The 23,233-nt window shown below is 62.9% G+C and carries 12 protein-coding genes; 11 read left to right on the top strand and 1 reads right to left on the bottom strand.

All coding sequences use genetic code 11. The features are described 5' to 3' along the window. Nucleotides 1-58: 58 nt before the first annotated feature. The 10 genes from DGA31_RS14345 (at nucleotide 59) to DGA31_RS14300 (ending at nucleotide 18,972) form a co-directional block, all read left to right on the top strand. Nucleotides 59-1,783 carry an autotransporter assembly complex protein TamA gene (locus tag DGA31_RS14345; RefSeq protein ID WP_109512986.1) on the top strand — a complete coding sequence of 575 codons (1,725 nt, stop codon included), beginning with the start codon at nucleotides 59-61 and terminating at the stop codon, nucleotides 1,781-1,783. Next, nucleotides 1,780-5,469, top strand: a complete 3,690-nt coding sequence (locus DGA31_RS14340; protein WP_109512985.1) for a translocation/assembly module TamB domain-containing protein — start codon at nucleotides 1,780-1,782, stop codon at nucleotides 5,467-5,469. Before DGA31_RS14345 ends, DGA31_RS14340 begins: the two co-directional genes overlap by 4 nt. Before the next feature lie 129 nt (nucleotides 5,470-5,598). Beyond that, nucleotides 5,599-6,099: a thiol peroxidase gene (gene tpx / locus DGA31_RS14335; RefSeq protein WP_056839644.1), complete on the top strand. Its 501-nt coding sequence runs from the start codon at nucleotides 5,599-5,601 to the stop codon at nucleotides 6,097-6,099. A gap of 147 nt (nucleotides 6,100-6,246) precedes the next feature. Further along, the gene (locus DGA31_RS14330; protein WP_109512984.1) at nucleotides 6,247-7,569 is read left to right on the top strand and encodes an MdtA/MuxA family multidrug efflux RND transporter periplasmic adaptor subunit; all 1,323 of its coding nucleotides are present in this window, start codon (nucleotides 6,247-6,249) and stop codon (nucleotides 7,567-7,569) included. After that, nucleotides 7,566-10,676, top strand: a complete 3,111-nt coding sequence (locus DGA31_RS14325) for an MdtB/MuxB family multidrug efflux RND transporter permease subunit (protein WP_109512983.1) — start codon at nucleotides 7,566-7,568, stop codon at nucleotides 10,674-10,676. The genes DGA31_RS14330 and DGA31_RS14325 overlap by 4 nt, the downstream gene beginning before the upstream one ends. Next, nucleotides 10,673-13,780 (top strand): efflux RND transporter permease subunit, encoded by a 3,108-nt coding sequence (locus DGA31_RS14320; RefSeq protein ID WP_109512982.1) that lies wholly within the window; start codon nucleotides 10,673-10,675, stop codon nucleotides 13,778-13,780. Before DGA31_RS14325 ends, DGA31_RS14320 begins: the two co-directional genes overlap by 4 nt. Then, nucleotides 13,777-15,264, top strand: a complete 1,488-nt coding sequence (locus DGA31_RS14315) for an efflux transporter outer membrane subunit (protein ID WP_109512981.1) — start codon at nucleotides 13,777-13,779, stop codon at nucleotides 15,262-15,264. Before DGA31_RS14320 ends, DGA31_RS14315 begins: the two co-directional genes overlap by 4 nt. 121 nt (nucleotides 15,265-15,385) lie before the next feature. After that, on the top strand, nucleotides 15,386-17,524 hold the full coding sequence (locus DGA31_RS14310; protein WP_109512980.1) for a putative bifunctional diguanylate cyclase/phosphodiesterase: 2,139 nt from the start codon (nucleotides 15,386-15,388) through the stop codon (nucleotides 17,522-17,524). 60 nt (nucleotides 17,525-17,584) lie between these two features. Continuing rightward, nucleotides 17,585-18,331: an SDR family oxidoreductase gene (locus tag DGA31_RS14305; protein WP_109512979.1), complete on the top strand. Its 747-nt coding sequence runs from the start codon at nucleotides 17,585-17,587 to the stop codon at nucleotides 18,329-18,331. 77 nt (nucleotides 18,332-18,408) lie between these two features. Further along, on the top strand, nucleotides 18,409-18,972 hold the full coding sequence (locus DGA31_RS14300; protein ID WP_109512978.1) for an MgtC/SapB family protein: 564 nt from the start codon (nucleotides 18,409-18,411) through the stop codon (nucleotides 18,970-18,972). 211 nt (nucleotides 18,973-19,183) lie between these two features. On the opposite strand, the gene DGA31_RS14295 is transcribed toward DGA31_RS14300, so the two are convergent. Then, complete coding sequence (locus tag DGA31_RS14295) at nucleotides 19,184-20,794, bottom strand: sensor domain-containing diguanylate cyclase (RefSeq protein WP_109512977.1); 1,611 nt, start codon at nucleotides 20,792-20,794, stop codon at nucleotides 19,184-19,186. A gap of 396 nt (nucleotides 20,795-21,190) precedes the next feature. Between DGA31_RS14295 and DGA31_RS14290 the strand changes: the two genes are divergently transcribed. Continuing rightward, a complete protein-coding gene (locus DGA31_RS14290; RefSeq protein WP_056839653.1) occupies nucleotides 21,191-23,221 on the top strand; it encodes an alpha-1,4-glucan--maltose-1-phosphate maltosyltransferase in 2,031 nt (676 codons plus the stop codon). The last annotated feature ends 12 nt before the right edge of the window (nucleotides 23,222-23,233 follow it).

The raw sequence follows: 23,233 nt of genomic DNA, 5'->3' as shown, positions 1-23,233 counted from the left end.
GGCAGGCCTGTTCGCCTTTGAGCGGCGCCGCCATTGAGTCGTGTTAGCATCCGGACCCATGAAGCCCTTAAGACTATTCAGCAGCCTGTTCGTCCTGTCGTTGAGCGCCACGGTCCATGCCGAGGCGCGCCTGCAGGTCAATGTCACGCCCGCCAATGCGGCACTCAAGGAAAATATCGAAGGTTATATAGGCAGCCTTGGCGAGCGCGATGCGGCGGCGCTTGAGCAGTTCAGCCCGGGTGCCGTGCAACAGGCCCGGACCGCTGCCCAGGCCTTGGGCTATTACCAGGCGCGTATCGACAGCGAGGTCAAGGATGGCCAGCAGCCGCAACTGATCCTGCGTATCGAATCCGGCGAGCCTGTGCGCCTGCGCCACGTCACAGTGCGGGTCGAAGGGCCGGCGGCATCGATGGCAGCCTTCAAAGTGCCGAAAAGCACGGCGCTGCAACCTGGACAGCCGCTCAATCACGGGCTTTATGAAGACGCCAAGAAGCTGATCCAGAACCAGGCCTCGCGCTACGGTTTTTTCAGCGGACGCTTTACCCATCAGCAACTGGTCGTCGACCCGCGTGGCGGTGTAGCGGATATCGACCTGGTCTATGACAGCGGCCCGCGCTACACCCTGGGGCAGGTGACCTTCAGTGGCGATACGCCGCTTGACCCTGACCTGCTGCGGCGCATGGTGCCGTTCAAGGAGAACACGCCTTACGATTCGCAACTGATCGCCGACCTGAACCAGGCCATGCAATCAAGTGGCTATTTCGAAGGCGTGCGCGTCGATGCCACGCCGACCACGGCGGTCGAGCAGGCCATCCCGGTCAACGTCCAGCTCGAAACCCGCAAGCCCCGGACCATGGGCCTGGGACTGGGGTTCTCCACCGACGTGGGGCCGCGTGGCAAGGCCAACTGGACTCGCCACTGGGCCAACCCGCAGGGGCACAGTTACGGTTTCGAATCGGAGCTGTCCGCCCCCCGGCAGAACATCGGGTTGTGGTACGACATTCCGCTCGACCCGCCGCTGACCGACAAGCTGCGCTTTGCCGGCGGCTATCAATATGAAGAAATCGCCGGCACCGACACCCTCAGCAAGCTGTTGACGCTGGGGCCGGAATGGCACAGCAAGCTGCCCAGCGGCTGGGAACGCGTGCTGTCGCTGAAGTGGCAGCGCGAGGAATACCGCCTGGGCGACGACTCCGGCCTGAGCACGCTGTTGATGCCAGGCGTGAGTTACTCCTTTTTGCGCAGCGATAACCGCATTGATCCGCAAAATGGCTACCGCTTGCAGTTCGATGCGCAAGTAGCGGCCGAGGGTGCGCTGTCGGACACCAACCTGCTGCGCGGCAGCGCGTTGCTCAAGGGCCTGACCACGATCGCTCGTGACCATCGCCTGCTGGGGCGGGTGCAGGTGGGGGGCAACTGGACCAACGGCTATGCATCGATTCCGCCGTCACTGCGGTTCTTCGCCGGCGGCGACCAGAGCGTGCGCGGTTATGACTACCAGACCCTGTCGCCGACCAACTCCGACGGTGACCGCATTGGTGGCCGCTATATGGTGGCTGCCAGTGCCGAGTACCAGTATTCGATTGCAGAAAAGTGGCGGCTGGCGGCGTTCGTCGACCAGGGCAATGCGTTCAACTCCCTGGATATGCCCAGCCTGAAGACCGGCGTCGGCTTTGGCGTGCGCTGGGTCTCACCGGTCGGGCCGATACGCGTTGACCTGGCCCATCCACTGGACGGCGATGGCGGCGTTCGCCTGCACTTTTCCATGGGACCGGAACTATGAATACGCGCCGCTTTCTGCGTGGTTTGATGATTACCACGGCCAGCTTGCTGGCCGTTCTTTTATTGGCAGGCTTGATCCTGGTAAGCCTGCTGAGCACCCAGCGTGGCAGTCAGTGGTTGCTTGATCGTGTGCCTGGCTTGCAAGTCGAACAGTTCAGCGGCCATCTGGGCGGTCACTGGCAGGCCGAGCGCCTGGTCTGGCAGCAGGGCGAGCAGCGAGTGGCCGTCGAGGCGCCGCAGCTGGACTGGTCGCCATCCTGCCTGTGGCGCATGACCCTGTGCATTGACACGCTGCACACCGGAGCGATCAGCCTGCAATTGCCAGCCAGTGAGCCGAGCGAGCCGGCCGGCCCCCTGACCTTGCCGGACCTGAACCTGCCCCTGGCCCTCGAAGTGCAGGACATCCAGATTGCCAGCGTGCAACTTGATGGCGTCGATCAGTTGCAGGACCTGCAACTGGCCGCGCACTGGACGGCCGAAGGCTTGAAGATCGACCGGGTCTACCTGCAGCGCGACGACCTGCGCCTGGCGCTGGCCGGCCTGCTGCAACCGGCCGGCGACTGGCCGCTGAACCTGACCGGGCAGGTGCAATTGCCGCCCCAGGGCGGCCAGGACTGGGCCCTGGCGCTGGAGGTACAAGGCGACCTGCTCAAGACCTTGCAGCTCAAGGCGCAAAGCAGCGGTTATCTGCAAGGCCTGCTGACCGGCGAACTGCAACCGCTGGCCGATGACCTGCCGGCCCGGGTCAACCTGCGGGTCGATCGCTTCAAGGCCGCGCCCGACCTGCCGGACACCCTGACCCTGGAAAAGCTCGACCTGGTAGCCGAGGGGGATCTGGCGGCTGGCTATCAATTGCAAGGCAAGGCCAGCCTGCCAGCTGAAAAAGGTCCGATCGCGCTGGCGTTGCGCGGCCGGGTCGATGCCAGGGGCGCCGACATCGCGGCGCTGGACCTGACGGCCAGTGAACAGCAGCATGTTGCGCTCAAGGGCACCCTGGGGTGGACAGAGGGCTTGAAGGCCGATGCCACGCTGGACTGGCTGGACTTTCCCTGGCACCGCCTGTACCCGCAGGTGGCCGAGCCTGAGGTCAAGCTGCGCCAGTTCAAGGGCCTGGTGTCGTACACCGATGGCAAGTACCTGGGGAATTTCAATGCCAGGGCCGATGGCCCGGCCGGAGCCTTCACACTGCAAAGCCCGTTCAGTGGCGATCTGCAATCGGCCAATCTGCCACAACTGGAACTGGTGGCGGGGCAGGGCAAGGCCACCGGCTACCTGAAACTGCAGTTTGCCGAGGGCGTGGCCTGGGACACCGACCTGAAGCTGAGTGCATTGAACCCGGCTTTCTGGGTGGCCGAGCTGCCCGGCACCCTGGGTGGCCCGCTGCGCAGCAAAGGCAGCCTCAAGGGCGAAACCCTTGATCTGCAAGCCGACCTGGACCTGACCGGCCGCCTGCGTGGCCAGGCAGCCGCCTTACAGGCCAAGGCCGCCGGCAATGGTCAGCAATGGACGCTCGACTCGCTGCTGGTGCGGTTGGGCGAGAACCGCATCCAGGGCAAGGGCGAACTGGCCCGGCAACTGCGCGGGCAACTGGACCTTGATCTGCCACGGCTGGCGCAACTCTGGCCGGGTTTGCAGGGCGTGATCAAGGGTCGGGTGGACCTGGCCGGCACGTTGCAGGCCCCGCAAGGCCAGTTGAACCTGCAAGGCAACGGTCTGGCGTTCCAGGAAAACCGCCTGCAGCGTTTGAGCCTTGGCGGCAAACTGGATCAGGCACAACGTGCCACGCTGAACCTCAAAGGCGAAGGTATCCAGAGCGGCGACACCCGGTTGGGCACCTTGCTGGTCGATGGCCAGGGTACGCTCAAGGCCCAGCAGCTCAAGCTTGACCTGCAAGGACCGCTGTTGAAGCTGGCCATGGCTCTGGACGGTGGCCTGGACAAAGACAACTGGCGCGGCCGGCTGGTCAGCGGCGATGTGCAGAGCAACGGCCAGCACTGGCGCTTGCAGGCCCCGGCGCGGCTGGAGCGCCTGGCCAATGGCACGATCAACTTCGGCGCGCATTGTTTTGTGTCCGGCGCGGCCAGCCTGTGTGGCGACAACCAGCGGCTGATGCCCGACCCGCGCTTGCGCTATCGCCTGAAAAACTTCTCGCTCGACAGCCTGGCGCAGTGGATGCCCAAGGATTTCGCCTGGAAGGGCCTGGTCAACGCCGATGTGTTGCTGGATGCCCCGGCGGCAGGGCCGTCCGGTCAGATCAGTGTCGATGCGGGTGGCGGCACGCTGCGCATCCGCGATAAACAGCAATGGCTGGATTTCCCCTACAGCACCCTCAAGCTCACCAGCAGCCTGACCCCCAAGCGCATCGATTCGCGCCTGGAGTTCGATGGCAACCGGCTGGGGCGCCTGCTGCTCAATGCCCGTATCGACCCGGTGGCGCGTGACAAGCCGGTGACCGGCGACTTTACCTTGAGTGCGGTGGATGTTTCCGTGGCGCGGCCCTTTGCCCCGATGGTCGACACCCTCAAGGGGCGTCTCAATGGCAGCGGGCGCATTTCCGGCAGCTTGCTGGCGCCGCAGGTCAACGGCAGCCTGGTGCTCTCGGGGGGCGAAGTGTCAGGTCCGGAACTGCCGATGCAACTGCAGGACCTGAACCTCAAGGCGCAGATTGCCGGCGAAAGCGTGCAACTGGACGGTGGCTGGAAAAGCGGGGCGACAGGGCAGGGCAGCATCGGCGGGCAGGTGACCTGGGGCAACGCCCTGGCCGTCGATATCCGCCTCAAGGGTTCGCGCCTGCCGATCGTGGTCGAGCCCTATGCGGAGCTTGAGGCCGCACCGGATCTTGCCATTGCCCTGCAGGACGACCAGTTGAAGATCTCTGGCACCGTGCGCATGCCCAAGGGCAAGATCACCGTGCGTGAGCTGCCGCCCTCGACGGTCAAGGTGTCGCAGGACACTGTGATCGTCGGCCAGCAGACCGAACAGGGCCAGCCGCCGATGGCCATGGCGATGGACATCGATGTGCTGGTGGGCCAGGAACAACTGGCGTTTTCGGGCTTTGGCCTGACCGCCAACCTGGTTGGCCGCGTGCATGTGGGCGACAACATGGACACCCGCGGTGAACTCAACCTCAACGACGGCCGTTACCGGGCCTATGGCCAGCGCCTGACCATTCGCAAGGCCCGGCTGTTGTTCACCGGTCCCATCGACCAACCGTACCTGGATATCGAAGCCATTCGTCAGGTCGATGAAGTGATCGCCGGCATTCGCCTGACCGGCAGTGCCGAGCAGCCCACCACCGAGGTGTTCTCGGAGCCGGCCATGAGCCAGGAGCAGGCGCTGTCGTATCTGGTCATGGGTCGGCCGCTGGGGACCAACAGCGAGGACAACAACATGGTTGCCCAGGCGGCCCTGGCGCTCGGGGTGGCGGGCAGTTCAGGGGCGACCGGCAAGCTGGCCAGCAACCTGGGCATCAAGGACTTCGAACTGGACACTTCCGGGTCCGGTGACAAGACCAGTGTGGTGGCCAGTGGCAGGATCACCGACAAGCTGAGCCTGCGCTACGGGGTCGGGGTGTTCGAGCCGGCCAACACCATTGCCTTGCGCTACATGCTCAGCAAGCGGGTGTACCTGGAGGCGGCCAGTGGCCTGGCCAGCTCCCTGGATATTTTCTATAAACGAGACTTCTGACCGAAGGCCCTTGACGGGTCGTCAAACAAGGAACCGGTCATTATTGGCATCAAGCGGCGCTGCGCTATATCGTGACGCTTTTTCATGCTTAACTGCCGGTTCTTTTCTTTTTCAAAAGGACTTCGCTTCATGGCTCAAGTAACTCTCAAAGGCAATCCGGTCAGCATCCAGGGCGAACTGCCGGCAGTGGGCAGTGCCGCTCCGGCCTTTACCCTGGTAGGTGCCGGCCTTGCCGATGTGGCACTGGCTGACTTTGCCGGCCAGCGCAAGGTGCTGAACATCTTCCCAAGCGTCGACACCCCGACCTGCGCCACTTCCGTGCGCACCTTCAACGCCCAGGCCAACACGCTCGAAAACACGGTCGTGCTGTGCGTCTCGGCTGACCTGCCGTTCGCCCAGGCGCGTTTCTGCGGCAGCGAAGGCCTGGAAAACGTCAAGAACCTGTCAACCTTCCGCAGTGCCGATTTCGCCAGCCAGTATGGCGTGGCCATTGCCGATGGCCCACTGACCGGCCTGACCACCCGCGCCGTCGTGGTGCTGGATGAAAACGACAACGTCCTGCACAGCGAGCTGGTGAGCGAAATCGGCCAGGAGCCTAATTACGAAGCGGCCTTGTCCGTTCTGAAGTAAGTCTGCGGCATTGCTCGACGGCCTGCCTTGTTCAGGCCGTTTTTACTTGTTTCTCAGATGCTTGACGAAGGTAAGCGCTTGGTAAAGGCGCTTTGCTTGTCATCCGTCTGTGCTTATTGTTCAGCCTCCGAACAAGCCCCACCTGCAATGGTTGATTTATTCATGCAATCGTCTGGTCCTCGTAACTCTCGTCGCTGGTTGGTAAGTCTGTTGGTCCTGTTGGCGATCATCGGCCTGTGCTGGTGGTTCTGGCCTGCTTCGACGCCACAGGACGGTGCCCAGGCCGGCCGGCCCGGTGCGGCAGGCGGCACAGGCGCCGGGCGTGGCGCAGCGCGTCCAGGTTTCGGTGCCTCGACCCAGCCGGTGCCGGTACGCGTGGCGCCGGCCACCCAGGCCGACTTCCCGATCTACTACAAGGCCCTGGGCACGGTGACGGCGACCAACACCATCAACGTACGCAGCCGTGTGGCGGGCGAATTGATCAAGATTCACTTCCAGGAAGGCCAGAGGGTCAAGGCCGGCGACCTGCTGGCAGAGATCGATCCGCGCACCTACCAGATTGCCCTGCAGCAGGCCGAAGGCACGCTGGCAACCAATCAGGCCCTGCTCAAGAATGCCCAGATCGACGTGCAGCGCTACCGGGGGCTGTTCGCCGAAGACAGTATCGCCAAGCAGACGCTGGACACTGCCGAGTCGCTGGTCAACCAGTACCAGGGCACGATCAAGACCAACCAGGCGGCTGTCAATGAAGCACGCCTGAACCTCGAATTTACCCGTATCCGCGCCCCTATCGCCGGACGTGTCGGCCTCAAGCAGCTCGACATGGGCAACCTGGTGGCTGCCAACGACACCACGGCCCTGGTGGTGATCACCCAGACCCAGCCGATCTCGGTGAGCTTCACGCTGCCTGAAACCGTGCTGGCGCCGGTGATCAGCCGTTACCGCAGTGGCGACAAGCTGCCTGTCGAAGCCTGGGACCGTGGCGACCTCAAGCAACAGGCCACTGGCGTGCTGGCCAGCCTCGACAACCAGATCGACGTGACCACCGGTACGCTCAAGTTCAAGGCCCGTTTCGACAACGGCGACGAATCCTTGCTGCCCAACCAGTTCGTCAACGTGCGCCTGCTGGCCGACACCCTCAGGCAGGCCGTGCTGGTGCCGACCGCTGCGCTCCAGTTCGGCACCCAGGGCACCTTTGTCTATGCCCTCGATGGCGATAAAAAGGTCAAGATCAGCAAGCTCAAGACCGGGCCTGGCAATGAACAATTCACCGTCGTGACCGAGGGGCTGGCCGCCGGCACGCAAGTGGTGCTCGAAGGCACCGATCGGCTGCGCGACGGCAGTGCCGTCGAGGTGGTCAGCGACAGCAAGGACGTGCCGGTCACGCCGGGCCAGAAGCTGCAGGGCCAGCCGGCCAAGGGCACTGACAGCTCGGCGTCTGCCGATACCACGCAAAAGACTCAAGCATGAATATGTCGCGCCTGTTCATCCTGCGTCCGGTCGCCACCACGCTGAGCATGCTGGCCCTGGTACTGGCCGGTCTGATCGCCTACACCTTGCTGCCGGTGTCAGCCTTGCCGCAGGTGGACTACCCGACCATCCGGGTGATCACCCTGTACCCGGGTGCCAGCCCACAGGTGATGACCAGCGCAGTGACCGCACCGCTGGAGCGACAGTTCGGGCAGATGCCCGGCTTGACCCAGATGGCCTCGACCAGCTCCGGGGGCGCCTCGGTCATCACCTTGCGCTTCAGCCTCGACCTCAACATGGACGTGGCCGAGCAGGAAGTGCAGGCGGCCATCAATGCCTCCAGTAACCTGCTGCCCACCGATCTGCCGGCGCCGCCGGTGTATAACAAGGTCAACCCGGCCGACACCCCGGTGCTGACACTGGCCATCACCTCCAAGGTCATGCCGCTGCCGCAGCTCAACGAGCTGGTCGACACGCGCATGGCGCAGAAGATCTCCCAGGTCAGCGGCGTGGGCATGGTCAGTATTGCCGGCGGTCAGCGCCAGGCGGTACGGATCAAGGTCAACCCACAGGCGCTGGCGGCCAACGGGCTCAACCTGAGCGATGTCCGCAGCCTGATCAGTGCCTCCAACGTCAACCAGCCCAAGGGTAACTTCGACGGCCCGATCCGCACCTCGATGCTCGATGCCAACGATCAGCTCAAGTCGGCGCAGGAATACGCCAACCTGATCCTGGCCTATAGCAATGGCGCGCCCTTGCGCCTCAAGGACGTGGCGCAGATCATCGACGGCGCCGAAAACGACCGCCTGGCCGCCTGGGCCAACCAGAGCCAGGCCGTGTTGCTCAATATCCAGCGCCAGCCGGGGGCCAACGTCATCCAGGTGGTCGACAGCATCAAGGCCATGCTGCCGAGCATCACCGACAACCTGCCGGCGGGCCTGGATGTCATCGTGCTGACTGATCGCACCCAGACCATCCGGGCGGCGGTAACCGATGTCCAGCATGAACTGGTGTTCGCGGTCATGCTCGTGGTGCTGGTGACGTTCGTGTTCCTGCGCCGTATCAGTGCCACGATCATTCCGTCGATTGCCGTGCCGCTGTCGCTGATCGGCACGTTCGGAGTGATGTACCTGGCCGGCTTTTCGATCAATAACCTGACCCTGATGGCCCTGACCATCGCCACCGGCTTTGTGGTGGACGATGCGATCGTGATGCTGGAAAACATTTCCCGGCACATCGAGGAGGGCGCAACGCCCATGCAGGCCGCGCTCAAGGGCGCCAGACAGATTGGCTTTACCCTGATCTCGTTGACCCTGTCGCTGATCGCCGTGCTGATTCCGCTGCTGTTCATGGCCGATGTGGTCGGTCGGCTGTTCCGCGAATTTGCCATCACCCTGGCGGTGGCGATCCTGATTTCCCTGGTGGTCTCGCTGACCCTGACGCCGATGATGTGCGCGCGTCTGCTCAAGCGTGAACCCAGGGAAGAAGAGCAGGGCCGCCTTTACCGGGCCAGCGGTGCCTGGATCGACTGGTTGATCGAAGCCTATTCGCGCAAGTTGCAGTGGGTGTTGAATCATCAGGCCCTGACCCTGCTGGTGGCCATCGCCACCATGGCGCTGACCGTGGTGCTGTACCTGGCGGTGCCCAAGGGCTTCTTTCCGGTGCAGGACACCGGCGTGATCCAGGGCATCAGCGAAGCGCCGCAATCGGTGTCGTTCACCGCCATGAGCGAACGGCAACAGGCGCTGGCCGCCATCATCCTCAAGGACCCCGCGGTCGAGAGCCTGTCGTCCTACATCGGCGTGGACGGCGACAATGCCACGCTCAACAGCGGGCGCATGCTGATCAACCTCAAGTCGCACAAGGTGCGCGACCTGACGGCCAGCCAGGTGATCCAGCGCCTGCAGCCGCAGCTGGACCAGTTGGCCGATATCCGCCTGTACCTGCAACCGGTGCAGGACCTGACCATCGAAGACCGGGTTAGCCGCACCCAGTACCAGTTCAGCCTCTCATCGCCCGACGCCGATATGCTCGGTCTGTGGAGCGAACGCTTGCAACAGGCCTTGCAGCAGCGTCCGGAACTCACCGACGTGGCCAGCGACCTGCAGGACAAGGGCCTGCAGGTGTACCTCGCCATCGACCGAGATGCTGCTAGCCGCCTGGGCGTCAATGTGTCGGCGATCACCGACGCGCTGTACGATGCGTTCGGCCAGCGGCAGATTTCGACGATCTACACCCAGGCCAGCCAGTACCGGGTGGTGCTGCAGTCGGCCTATGCCAACGAACTGGGGCCGGCGGCGCTGGAACAGATCTACGTCAAGACCACCGATGACACCCAGGTCAAGCTGTCGAGCCTGGCGCGCATCGAGCAGCGCCAGGCGCAGCTGGCGATCAGTCACCTGGGGCAGTTCCCGGCGGTGATGATGTCGTTCAACCTTGCCCCGGATGTATCGCTGGGGGCGGCGGTCGAAGTGATCGAGCAGGTGCAGAAGGACATCGGCATGCCGCTGGGTGTGCAGACGCGTTTCCAGGGGGCAGCAGAAGCCTTCCAGGCCTCATTGTCCAGCACCCTGCTGCTGGTGCTCGCGGCGGTCGTGACCATGTACATCGTGCTTGGCGTGCTCTACGAGAGCTACATTCATCCGGTCACCATTCTCTCGACCCTGCCGTCTGCCGCCGTCGGTGCCTTGCTGGCCTTGTTGTTGACCGGTAACGACCTGGGGATGATCGCCATCATCGGCATCATCCTGCTGATCGGTATCGTCAAGAAAAACGCCATCATGATGATCGACTTTGCCCTGGAGGCCGAGCGCAACCGTGGCATCGACCCGCGCACGGCGATCTATGAAGCCGCGCTGCTGCGCTTCCGGCCGATCCTGATGACCACCCTGGCGGCGTTGTTCGGTGCCGTGCCGCTGATGCTGGCCACCGGTTCCGGGGCCGAGCTGCGCCAGCCGCTGGGCCTGGTGATGGTCGGCGGGCTGCTGGTCAGCCAGGTGCTGACGCTGTTCACCACACCGGTGATCTACCTGTACTTCGACCGGCTGGGGCGGCGCTGGGGACGCAAGCCTGACACCACACCGGCTGCGCCACAGGTCGACGCATGAACCTGTCGGCGCCTTTTATCAGCCGGCCGGTCGCCACTATGCTGCTGAGCATCGCGATCATGTTGCTGGGTGCGTTCAGTTTTCGCCTGTTGCCGGTGGCGCCGCTGCCGAACATGGATTTTCCGGTGATCGTGGTATCGGCCAGCCTGGCCGGTGCCAGTCCGGAAATCATGGCCTCCAGCGTTGCCACACCACTGGAGCGCTCGCTGGGCACCATTGCCGGGGTCACCACCATGACCAGCAGTTCCAGCCAGGGCTCTACCAGGGTCATTCTGGTGTTCGAGCAGGGCCGTGATATCAATGCGGCAGCCCGGGAAGTGCAGGCGGCCATCAACGCGGCACGCAACCTGTTGCCCAGTGGCATGCGCAGCATGCCGACCTACAAGAAGGTCAATCCCTCGCAGATGCCGATCATGGTGCTGGCGATGACCTCCGATGTGCTGAGCAAGGGGCAGCTCTATGACCTGGCCTCGACCATCCTGTCACAGAGCCTGGCCCAGGTGCCTGGCGTGGGCGAGGTGCAGATTGGCGGCAGCTCGCTGCCAGCGGTACGCATCGAGCTGGAGCCGCACCTGCTGGAGCAGTACGGCGTGTCGCTGGACGAGGTGCGCACCACCATCAGCAACGGCAACGTGCGCAGACCCAAGGGCTTTGTCGAAACCGACCGGTACAACTGGCAGGTGCAGGCCAACGACCAGCTGGAAAAGGCCAAGGACTATGCGTCGTTGATCATCCGCTACCAGAATGGCGCGGCCTTGCGCCTGAGCGATGTGGCCAAGGTCAGCGATGCGGTGGAAAACCGCTACAACAGCGGCTTCTACAATGACCGCACGGCCGTGCTGCTGGTCATCAACCGCCAGCCGGGCGCCAACATCATCCAGACTGTGCAGCAGATCAAGGACCAGTTGCCGGCCCTGCGCGCTGTCATGCCTGCCAGCGTCAGCCTGGAAGTGGCCCAGGACCGTTCGCCGGTGATCAAGGCTACCTTGCACGAGGCCGAGTTGACCCTGCTGATTGCCGTAGTACTGGTGATCATGGTGGTGTTCCTGTTCCTGGGTAACCTGCGGGCCTCGTTGATCCCGACCCTGGCAGTGCCGGTGTCGCTGGTGGGCTCGTTCGCGATCATGCACCTGTGCGGTTTTTCATTGAACAACCTGTCGTTGATGGCGCTGATCCTGGCCACGGGCCTGGTGGTCGACGATGCCATCGTGGTGCTGGAAAACATCACCCGGCATATCGATGATGGTAAGTCACCGATGCAGGCGGCCTACATCGGTGCCAAGGAAGTGGGCTTTACCCTGCTGTCGATGAACGTGTCGCTGGTGGCGGTGTTCATTTCCATCCTGTTCATGGGCGGGCTGGTAGAAAACCTGTTCCGCGAGTTTGCCATCACCCTGTCAGTGGCGATCCTGGTCTCGCTGGTGGTTTCGCTGACCCTGACACCGATGCTCTGTGCCCGCTGGCTCAAGCCTCATTCGAGCGAACAACCCAACGCAATGCAGCGCTGGAGCGAGCGCATCAACGAGCGCATGATCGCCGGCTACGACCGCAGCCTGGGCTGGGTGCTGCGTCATCCGCGACTGACCCTGGCCAGTCTGCTGGTGACCATCGCGGTGAATATTGCCTTGTACGTGATGGTGCCCAAGACCTTCCTGCCGCAGCAGGACACCGGGCAAATCATGGGCTTCATTCGCGGCGATGACGGTCTGTCGTTCACCGTCATGCAGCCAAAGATGGAAATCTTTCGTCGTTCGATGCTGGCCGATCCTGCCGTGCAAAGTGTGGCCGGCTTTATCGGCGGCAGCGGAGGGATCAACAATGCCTTCATGATCGTGCGCCTCAAGCCGCTCAGCGAGCGCAAGTTGTCCTCGGAAAAGATTGTCGAGCGGCTGCGCAAGAACCTGCCGCAGGTCCCGGGTGGGCGCCTGTTCCTGCAGGCCGACCAGGATATCCAGCTCGGTGGCGTGCGTGACCAGGCCAGTTCGCAGTACCAGTATGTGCTGCAAAGCGGTGACCTGGCGCTCCTGCGCGATTGGTATCCCAAGGTGGTGGCGGCGTTCAGGGCCATACCGCAACTGACGGCCATTGATGCCCGTGAAGGCCGTGGCGCGCCACAGATCACCCTGATCGTCGACCGCGACCGGGCCAAGAGCCTGGGCATTGATATGCAGATGGTCACCACGGTGCTTAACAACGCCTACAGCCAGCGCCAGGTGTCGACCATCTATGACGCCCTGAACCAGTACAAGGTGGTCATGGAGGTCAATACCAAATACTCCCAGGACCCCAGTACCCTGGAACAAATCAAGGTCATCACTGAAAATGGCGACCGCGTGCCGCTGTCGACCATTGCCCACTATGAGAACAGTCTGGAAAACGACCGGGTTTCCCATGAAGGGCTGTTTGCCTCTGAAAGCATCTCGTTCGACCTGGCCGAAGGCGTGACCCTGGACCAGGCCACCGCGGCCATCGAGCGTGCGGTGGCGACCGTCGGCCTGCCGAGCGAGGTGATTTCGAAAATGGCCGGCACCGGCGATGCTTTTGCTGCGACCCAGAAAAGCCAGCCGTGGATGATCCTGGGCGCCCTGGTGCTGGTGTACCTGGTGCTGGGCATTCTGTACGAAAGCTATATCCACCCGCTGACTATTCTGTCGACCTTGCCATCGGCCGGCGTCGGCGCGCTGTTGAGCATCTTTGCCGTGGGCTCGGCGTTCAGCCTGATCTCCCTGCTGGGCCTGTTCCTGTTGATTGGTATTGTCAAGAAGAACGCCATCATGATGATCGACCTGGCGCTGCAACTGGAGCGTGACCAGGGCATGAGCCCGCATGAGTCGATCCGCCGCGCCTGCCTGCAACGCCTGCGGCCGATTCTGATGACCACCATTGCGGCGATCCTGGGGGCCTTGCCGTTGCTGCTGGGCACCGCCGAAGGGTCGGAAATGCGCCAGCCATTGGGCCTGACAATCATCGGCGGCCTGGTGTTCAGCCAGGTCCTGACTCTTTACACCACCCCGGTGGTTTACCTTTACCTGGACAACCTGCGCCATCGCTTCAACCACTGGCGTGGCGTGCGTACCGATGCAGCCCTGGAAACTCCGTTATGACCCATCGCCTGGCCACTTTCTCCACGCCCCTCTGGTTGCTGCGCCCGCTGGCGGCGGGACTGTGCGTCTTGCTGCTCGGCGCCTGCACGGTCGGACCCGATTACCAGAAGCCGACCTTCGACACCACGGCCCAGTTCAAGGCCGCGCCGGGCTGGCGCCAGGCCAGTCCCAGCGATGCCCTGGCCCGTGGGGCCTGGTGGGAGATCTATCAGGATGCACAGCTCAACCAACTGGTCGAGCGGCTCAACGGCTCCAACCAGACCGTGGCCCAGTATGAGGCCCAGTACCGCCAGGCTCAGGCGCTGGTGCGCAGTTCACGCGCTTCGCTGTTCCCGACCCTGGACCTGACCACCGGCAAGACCCGTTCGGCCCAAGGCACCGGCAGCAGCAGTTCCAGCCTGTCGAGCAGCAACAGTGGCATCCGCGACACCTATAACGCGCAACTGGGGGTGAGCTGGGAAGCCGACCTGTGGGGCAAGCTGCGCCGTGGCATCGAGGCCGACAGCGCCAGTGCCGAGGCCAGCCAGGCCGATCTGGCGGCCATGCGCCTGAGCCTGCAATCGGAGCTGGTGCAAAATTACCTGCAATTGCGTGTGATCGATGAGCAGAAGCGCCTGCTGGAGGCCACGGTCAAGGCTTACGAGCGCTCCCTCAAGCTGACCCAGAACCAGTACCGCGCCGGTATCATCGGGCGCGAGTCGGTGGCCCAGGCCCAGACTCAGCTCAAGAGCACCGAGGCCGACCTGATCGACCTGGCCTGGCAGCGCGCCCAGTACGAAAATGCGATTGCCATGCTGATGGGCATGACGCCGGCCGAGTTCAACCTGCAGGCCAGCACCGACATCCCGCCGTTGCCGGCCATTCCGGTCGGCGTGCCGTCGACCTTGCTGGAGCGGCGCCCCGACATTGCCGCTGCAGAGCGCTCGGTCATGGCGGCCAACGCCAATATCGGCGTGGCCAAGGCGGCCTTTTTCCCCGACCTGACCCTGAGCCTGAGCGGTGGCTACAGCAGCAGCGCCTTTTCCAGCTGGATCACCACACCGAACCGCTTCTGGTCGGTCGGTCCGCAACTGGCCCTGACCCTGTTCGACGCCGGCAGGCGCTCGGCCGAGGTCGATCGGGTCGAGGCGGTCTACGACCAGACCGTGGCGCAGTACCGGCAGACGGTGCTCAATGGTTTCCAGGAAGTGGAAAACTACATGGCCCAGCTCGAAGTCTACGAGCGTGAGGCCGCCGTGCGTGATGAAGCGCTGGCGGCGGCGCGCGAGTCGATGCGCCTGACCGAGAACCAGTTCAAGGCCGGGCTGATCGACTACCTGGACGTGGTCAACGTACAGGCCACGGCGCTGAGCAACGAACGCAGTGTGCTCAATGTCCTGCAAAGCCGGCTGGTAGCCAGTGTCCAGCTGATGGCGGCACTGGGCGGTGGCTGGCAAGGCCTGGACGCTGCCCCGGAGCGCCGAGGCGCTGATCCGGCGGGTTGAGACTGCGCCGATCAGGGTGCCGTGGATAGAAAATATTCATGGCGATATGCCACATTTCCTCCGGGCGGCAGCACCAATCGCGATGGATAAGCGTAGAATCGGCCCATCGTGATTGGCATGGATGCAGACACTTGTCCAAATCCAGAGGCATTTCAAGTTGATTGGCAGCTACATTCCTTCGCTGGTCATCATCTCCATCCTGGTGGCAATCCTGGCGTCCTATACCGCGCTGGACCTGAGTGGCCGCATTGCGACTGCCAAGGGTCGCGGCGTCTGGCTATGGATCGGCGGCGGTGCCTTTGCCATGGGCATCGGCATCTGGTCGATGCACTTCATCGGCATGCTGGCCTTTGTCCTGCCCATCGACCTGGGCTACGACCTGTTCCTGACCCTGTGCTCGCTGCTGATTGCCATGCTGTCCTCAGGCATTGCCCTGTGGGTGGTCAGCCAGCCGGTGCTGCCGCTGCGGCAGTTGATGCTGGGGGCCTTGCTGATGGGCACCGGTATCAGTTGCATGCACTATCTGGGCATGGCTGCGCTGCGCATGCAGCCGGGCATCGATTACGACCCCGGACTGTTCGGCCTGTCGCTGTTGATCGCTTTCGGGGCTTCCACCGCCGCGTTGTGGATCGCCTTCCGCCTGCGCCAGAACACGCCCCATGTTTTTCTGGCCCGTTGCGCAGCGGCGGTGGTGATGGGGGTGGCAATTGTCGGCATGCATTACACCGGCATGGCGGCCGCCAGTTTTGCCGACAGCAGTTTTTGCGGCGCTTATGCCGGCGGCCTGCAGACCGACGGGCTGGATAAACTGGTGCTGGTCACCACCCTGGCGGTGCTGACCATCGCGTTGCTGACCTCCATTCTCGATGCGCGCCTGGAGGCACGGACCGCCATCCTGGCCAATTCGCTGTCCGAAGCCAACCGCGAACTGACCCACCTGGCCCTGCACGACACCCTGACCAGCCTGCCGAACCGCGTGCTGCTCTCGGACCGTATTGATCAGGCGATCAATGCCGCGCAAAACAACAGCACCGCTTTTGCCTTGATGTTCATGGACCTTGATGGTTTCAAACCGGTCAACGATGCCTTCGGTCATCATATTGGCGACCAGTTGCTGCGTGACGTGGCCCTGCGCCTGCGCGGTAACCTGCACCGGCATGACACCCTGGCGCGCATCGGTGGCGATGAATTCGTGTTGCTCATGGAGTTGCGTGATATCGACGAGGCGGCGACCGTAGCATCACGGCTGGTCAACGTTGTCGCCCAGCCTTTCGAAGTCAGCGGGCATATCCTGCAAGTGTCGGTGAGCGTTGGCATCTGTCTGTACCCGGGCAACGGTCTTGACCAGCATGAGCTGCTGATGAATGCCGATGCGGCGATGTACCACGCCAAGGCCAATGGCAAGAACGGCTACAGTTTTTTCGAAGCGTCGATGAACACCAATGCCCGCAATCAGCTGCAACTGCTGTCCGAGCTGCGCACGGCCGTCAGTGCCGGGCAGTTTTGCCTGCATTACCAGCCCAAGTTCGATGCCATCAGCGGCTTGCCCGTCGGTGCCGAGGCCTTGTTGCGCTGGAACCATCCTGAGCGGGGCCTGCTGTCACCGGACAAGTTCATCGGCCTGGCAGAAAAGACCGGACTGATCATTCCCATCGGCGAATGGGTGCTCGATGAAGCCTGCCAGCAGATGAGTCAATGGGTCAGGCAGGGGTATGACCAGTGGCGCATGGCAGTCAATCTTTCGGCCTTGCAGTTCTGCCATGTCGGGCTGGTCGATATCGTCGCCCAGACCCTGGCCCGCCACGGGCTGCCTGCCAACTGCCTGACCCTGGAAATCACTGAAACCACGGCAATGAACGATGCCGACGCCAGCATGGCAGTGCTCAACCAGCTTTCACAGATGGGGCTCGACCTGTCGATCGATGACTTCGGGACCGGCTATTCCAGCCTCATGTACCTCAAGCGCCTGCCAGCCAACGAGCTCAAGATCGACCGGGGCTTTGTGCGTGACCTGGAGCACGACAGTGATGACGCCGCGATTGTCTCGGCCATCGTTGCCCTGGGCCAGGCACTGGACTTGCGCATTGTGGCCGAAGGGGTTGAAACTGATGTGCAACAGCATTTCCTGACCCGCCTGGGCTGCGATTCGCTGCAAGGCTACCTGCTCGGACACCCGCAACCGCCCGAGCGCTTCATGCAAGACATTCACAGCGCCGAGCGCCGTGTCCAGGCCAGGGAGACCGCCATCGTCAACGACTGAGTGGCTGCCTGACTGGCCCTTTTTCAATCTTCAGTCTTTGAATCGGGTACGAGAAAACAAATGGAAAAGGTTCTCCTCATTACTGGCGGCTCTCGCGGAATCGGCGCGGCCACGGCACTGGCGGCAGCCACGCAAGGTTATCGGATCTGCATCAACTACCTGTCCGATCATGCCGCCGCCGAGCGGGTCTGCAGCCAGGTCAGGGCCTTGGGGGCACAGGCGATTGCCGTGCAGGCCGATGTCAGCAACGAGGACGAAATCATTCGTCTGTATACCCGTATCGACGCAGAGCTTGGGCGCATCACGCATCTGGTCAATAACGCGGCCACCATTGCCCATGCGTCCAGGGTCGAGGACATGTCGGAATTTCGCCTGCTGAAAATCATGATGAGCAACGTGGTCGGCCCGATCCTGTGCAGCAAGCACGCACTGTTGCGCATGTCGCCACGCCACGGCGGGCAGGGCGGCAGCATCGTCAATGTCGGTTCGGCTGCCTCGCGCCTGGGCTCGGCCAATGAATACGTCGACTATGCGTCTTCCAAGGGCGCCATCGACACCTTCACCCTGGGGCTGGCCAAGGAGGTGGCGCCTGAGGGTGTCCGCGTCAATGCCGTACGCCCCGGCTATATCTTCACTGATTTCCATGTGCAGTCCGGCGACCCGTTCCGGGTCAGCAAGCTTGAAGGTGAACTGCCGATGCGCCGTGGAGGAACACCCGAAGAGGTGGCCGAGGCCATTTTGTGGCTGCTGTCGGACAAGGCTTCCTATGCCACCGGGACCTTCATTGATGTGGCTGGCGGACGTTAACCACTGAGCCAGGGATGCCGCACTCTGCCGCATGGCGACTGTCCAATCGAGCGGATGCAAGCGTTTAAGGATGGACGATGAGTACGTGGTGGCAGGAAGTCGTAACGACGTTGCAGTCAGAGTTTTCCGATATCACCGATGTATCGCAATTGACCCGGGTGACTGTGCGCCTGTCGATTGCCGCACTGCTGGGCGGTATCCTGGGGTTCGAGCGTGAGCATCGTGGCAAGGCGGCCGGGGTGCGCACCCATATGCTGGTGTGCATGGGCGCTGCTTTGTTCGTGCTGGTGCCGCGTATGGTCGGGGCGGGTGATGCTGACATCAGTCGTGTCATCCAGGGCATCGTGGCCGGTATCGGTTTTCTCGGTGCCGGCACCATTCTCAAGGAGCACGCCAGGAATGTCTCCCAGGTCAAGGGCCTGACCACCGCCGCCGGGCTGTGGATGACTGCCGCCATCGGCGTGGCAGCGGGCATGGGGCGCGAAGCCACGGCGGTACTGAGCACGGTCCTGGCACTGGGGATTCTGAGCCTGGTCCCGCATGTGGTCGACCGCCACGAACACAAGCACAGGCATGATGGCGAACTGCCGCCTGGCGACAAACAGACCTTGCCAGCCAAGGACAGCCAGGAGCTGCCCTGAGCCGTTGGCATCTAAAGGCGGGCAGGTGGTTCGTTATTGGGTGGGTCGCCTACAGGCGTCTCATCGGCGGGCGGGGTGCCAGGCGGATCATCTTTTGGAGTGACCGGGATTATCGAGTCATCAATGTTCGGGTCTGCAGGCTCCGGCGGGATCGGGATATTCATGGGCTCACCTTCAGAGGATTAGTCCAGCGTTTGATGCAGGACCCTTGCTAAAATTCCGAAAGATTTTTCCTGACGCCGTCGGGTCTGTCCTGTACTGCCTGCGCGGCAGACTCGGCTTGCCACTGATCTCGTCCCTTGTGCTTGGCCACATACAGAAAGGCATCGGCCGCCTTGATCATGCTGGCCGGGCTCACCTCGTCAGACCTGGGCGTGTTGACGGTCACCCCGGCACTGGCGGTCACCCGGCCGGCCGGATGGTCGGCGTGTTCGATATTCAGTTCGCGAATGGCCTGCAGCAATTGGTCGGCCACCTGCAGGGCGCCGGCCCGGTCGGTGTCAGGCAGCAGCACGGTGAATTCCTCACCGCCGTAGCGCACCGCCAGGTCAGTGGAGCGCGGCAAGGTCTGGCCGATGGCCAGGGCCACCTGACGCAGGCATTCATCGCCTGCCGAATGCCCATAGCGGTCGTTGAAGCGCTTGAAGTAGTCGACATCCAGCATGATCAGCGCCAGGCAGGTGTTCTGACGCCTGGCGCGGGCGACCTCGTCGCTCAGGACAATGTCCAGCCGGCGCCGGTTGCCCAGGCCGGTCAGGCTGTCGGTCAGGGCCATGTCCTGGACCTGGCGATGCACGCGGCGCAGTTCGGTCTCCATGGCCATGCGTGCACGCAACTGTTTGAGCACGACAATCCCGAAGCCCACCAGGCCTGTGATCAGCAGCAGCAGAATCAGCCCGGTCTTGATCAGGTCCTGGCGCCAGGGCGCGATGATCGAGTCGCGGGAAATGCCGGCTTCGACCACCAGCGGGTAGCGGCTCAAGACGCGGTAGCCGTAAAGCCGGTGCGTGCCGTCGACCACGGCCTTGACCTGCGCCACACCGGCACTGGACCACGGCAGGTAACGGGTGAATATTTCGCTTTGCGACAGGCTCTGGCCGATGGTTCTTTCGATGAAGGGACGCCTGACCAGAATGTCGCCGTTGCGCATGGCCAGCACCAGTGCGCCCTTGTCATCGATCTTGAAGTCGCCGTAGTAGTCGACGAAATAACTGACCCTGACCGTGCCCAGCATGACCCCGGCAAACGAGCCGTCCGGGTTGTTGAGCCGCCGCGACACCGGAATGATCAGCTCCTTGGTCGAGCGGCTGCTCACCACCTTGCTGATGCGCACATCGCGGTCAGTGTGGGTGCGGTGGTAGATGAAGTAATCGCGGTCGGCATTGTTGGCCGACTCTGGCGTGCCCAGCTTGTCGGTCACGACCCAACGGCCGTTGGCGTCGTAGATGAACAAGCCATGCAGCTGCGGCATGATTCGCGTCTGCTGCACCATCAACTGATGCATGCGGGGGATATCGATGTGCTGCAGCCCGTCACCCTCGACACGTTCGGCCAGCACCGACGTCAGGATATCCACCTGGCGGATCGCATCTTCGGCATGCTGGGCCGTGGCCTGGGCCAGGTTGGTCACCGAGTCTTCGGCCATGGCAAAGGCCTGGCGGTAATCGCGCCAGGCCCGCCAGCCTTCGACCATCAGGAAGGTCATGACCACCACCAGCATGAAGCTCAGGGTCAGGCGGAACAGCGTGGTGGCGCGCTCGCGCTCGGCAGCCAGCGGGTTGTGCCGCTCGGGGGTGGATGGTGGTGGGTGACTTCCCTGCATCAAGAGGTTCTTCCTGCTTCCTGAAATGGCCCTGGCACAAGGATATAGGCAGCGCCCTGGGCTGTGCTTGAAAAATGCGGCATTTTGCACCCAAGGCCCTGACCTTGATACCCCGGTGCCAGAATGCGCGTCCCAGACATTATAAATACAGGTTGACCGGCAATTTTTCCGGAGGCGCCTATGCTTGCCCGGCAACCCGCCACACATGTCAGTATTGGCTGCTGCGCCCATGTGGGTGCTTGGTAAAGCTTTGAACTTTCCACAGGGCTGCCGTTCGGAACCTTTGCAGTCGGCAGCACAGGCCAGAGCGCCTGAGGGCTGTCGTTCAACCCATTCAAAGCAGTCAATGCTATGGACCGCACCGCCGCGTCCCAGGGGCGTAAGGAGTGATGCTCGATGAATGAACAGTCATACAGTCCGGATTCTCCCGCTTTCGAAGCTTCGCACACCCTCTCGCAGCCCACAGGTCCCTTGACTCTGACCCAGGCGCTGCAATTGCCACGCATTGCCATCGAGGATGTCACACCAGTGCTGGATGGTGGACAGTTTGCCGCCAAGGCGATCATCGGCCAGCCGGTGACCGTGACCGGCAAGGTCTACGCCGATGGCCACGACAAACTGGCTGTCCGGCTTGACTGGCGCGCCGAGGGTGAGCAGCACTGGCACAGTGTGCCCATGCAGGAACTGGGCAATGACAGTTGGCTCGGCAGCTTCACACCGGTGACGGTGGACCGCTATGTGTTCCGCCTGCAGGCCTGGATCGATGTGTATGCCAGCTATTGCTACGAGCTGGGCAAGAAGCACGGTGCCGGGGTGCCGATCGAGCTGGAACTCGAAGAAGGCCGCATTCACCTGCAACAGGGTGCCGAGCGCAGCCAGGGCGACGTGCGCCAACAGATCGAGCAAGTGCTGGGGCAGCTTGAGGGCAAGGACGTGCCGTCGCGTGTCGCCCTGTTGCTGCACAGCGAGACCACGGCGCTGATGGCCCAGGCTGACAATCACAGTTACCTGAGCGCCAGCCGCCCGTACCCGCTCGATGTCGAGCGCGAGCGCGCGCAATTTGCCAGTTGGTATGAACTGTTCCCGCGTTCGATCACCGATGACCCGGCCCGGCACGGCACCTTCAATGACGTGCATTCGCGCCTGCCGATGATCCGTGACATGGGCTTTGACGTGTTGTACTTCCCGCCGATCCACCCTATCGGCCGCGCCCATCGCAAGGGGCCGAACAACTCGTTGACCGCAGGCCCCGAGGATCCGGGCAGCCCGTATGCCATCGGCAGCCCGGACGGTGGCCATGAGGCCATCCACCCGCAACTGGGCAGTCGCGAGGACTTTCGTGCGCTGGTGGCCGCGGCCGCCGAGCATGGCCTGGAGCTGGCGCTGGACTTTGCCATCCAGTGCTCGCAGGACCACCCGTGGCTCAAGGAGCACCCGGGCTGGTTCAGCTGGCGCCCGGACGGCACCATCCGCTATGCGGAAAACCCGCCGAAAAAATACCAGGACATCGTCAACGTCGATTTCTACGCGCCCGACGCCATCCCCGGCCTGTGGCTGGAATTGCGCAACGTGGTGCTGGGCTGGGTCGAGGAGGGGGTCAAGATCTTCCGTGTCGACAACCCGCACACCAAGCCCTTGCCCTTCTGGCAGTGGCTGATCGATGACATTCGCCGTCAGCACCCCGACGTGATGTTCCTCGCCGAAGCGTTCACCAAGCCGGCGATGATGGCGCGGCTGGGCAAGGTCGGTTATTCGCAGAGCTACACCTACTTCACCTGGCGCAACAACAAGGCCGAACTGTCGGAGTACTTCACCCAGCTCAACGAAGCGCCGCTGCGCGATTGCTATCGCCCGAATTTCTTCGTCAATACGCCGGACATCAACCCGCACTTTCTGCACAACAACGGGCGACCGGGGTTTCTGATTCGTGCGGCACTGGCGACCATGGGCTCAGGGCTATGGGGTATGTATTCGGGGTTCGAACTGTGCGAGTCGGCGGCCTTGCCGGGCAAGGAAGAGTACCTGGACTCGGAGAAATACCAGATCCGCGTCCGTGACTTCACCGCGCCCGGCAATATCATTGCCGAGATCGCCCAGCTCAACCGTATCCGTCGCCAGAACCCGGCCTTGCAGACCCACCTGGGCCTGAAGCTGTACACCGCCTGGAATGACAACATTCTGTACTTTGGCAAGCGCACCCCTGATGGCAGCAACTTCATCCTGGTGGCGGTCAGCCTCGATCCACACAATGTCCAGGAAGCGCATTTCGAACTGCCGCTGTGGGACATGGGGTTGCCCGACCATGCCGAGACCCAGGGCGAAGACCTGATGACCGGCCACCGCTGGAGCTGGTACGGCAAGGTGCAGTGGATGCGCATCGACCCGCATTACCAGCCGTTCGGTATCTGGCGCATCAGCGCGAAGTAATCGGTCAGGGAG

The sequence above is a fragment of the Pseudomonas ovata genome (genome assembly GCF_003131185.1).
Lineage (GTDB): Bacteria > Pseudomonadota > Gammaproteobacteria > Pseudomonadales > Pseudomonadaceae > Aquipseudomonas > Aquipseudomonas ovata.
The sequence above is the reverse complement of the archived record's forward strand: the minus strand, read 5'-3'. Positions and strand labels throughout refer to the sequence as shown.

Excerpts from the sequence above, each read along its gene's own strand:
- DGA31_RS14290 (WP_056839653.1), top strand. The coding sequence starts at position 21,191 with ATGAATGAACAGTCATACAGTCCGGATTCTCCCGCTTTCGAAGCTTCG.
- DGA31_RS14330 (WP_109512984.1), top strand. The coding sequence starts at position 6,247 with ATGGTTGATTTATTCATGCAATCGTCTGGTCCTCGTAACTCTCGTCGC.
- DGA31_RS14320 (WP_109512982.1), top strand. The coding sequence starts at position 10,673 with ATGAACCTGTCGGCGCCTTTTATCAGCCGGCCGGTCGCCACTATGCTG.
- DGA31_RS14305 (WP_109512979.1), top strand. The coding sequence starts at position 17,585 with ATGGAAAAGGTTCTCCTCATTACTGGCGGCTCTCGCGGAATCGGCGCG.
- tpx (WP_056839644.1), top strand. The coding sequence starts at position 5,599 with ATGGCTCAAGTAACTCTCAAAGGCAATCCGGTCAGCATCCAGGGCGAA.
- DGA31_RS14345 (WP_109512986.1), top strand. The coding sequence starts at position 59 with ATGAAGCCCTTAAGACTATTCAGCAGCCTGTTCGTCCTGTCGTTGAGC.
- DGA31_RS14300 (WP_109512978.1), top strand. The coding sequence starts at position 18,409 with ATGAGTACGTGGTGGCAGGAAGTCGTAACGACGTTGCAGTCAGAGTTT.
- DGA31_RS14340 (WP_109512985.1), top strand. The coding sequence starts at position 1,780 with ATGAATACGCGCCGCTTTCTGCGTGGTTTGATGATTACCACGGCCAGC.
- DGA31_RS14325 (WP_109512983.1), top strand. The coding sequence starts at position 7,566 with ATGAATATGTCGCGCCTGTTCATCCTGCGTCCGGTCGCCACCACGCTG.
- DGA31_RS14315 (WP_109512981.1), top strand. The coding sequence starts at position 13,777 with ATGACCCATCGCCTGGCCACTTTCTCCACGCCCCTCTGGTTGCTGCGC.
- DGA31_RS14310 (WP_109512980.1), top strand. The coding sequence starts at position 15,386 with ATGCAGACACTTGTCCAAATCCAGAGGCATTTCAAGTTGATTGGCAGC.
- DGA31_RS14295 (WP_109512977.1), bottom strand. The coding sequence starts at position 20,794 with ATGCAGGGAAGTCACCCACCACCATCCACCCCCGAGCGGCACAACCCG.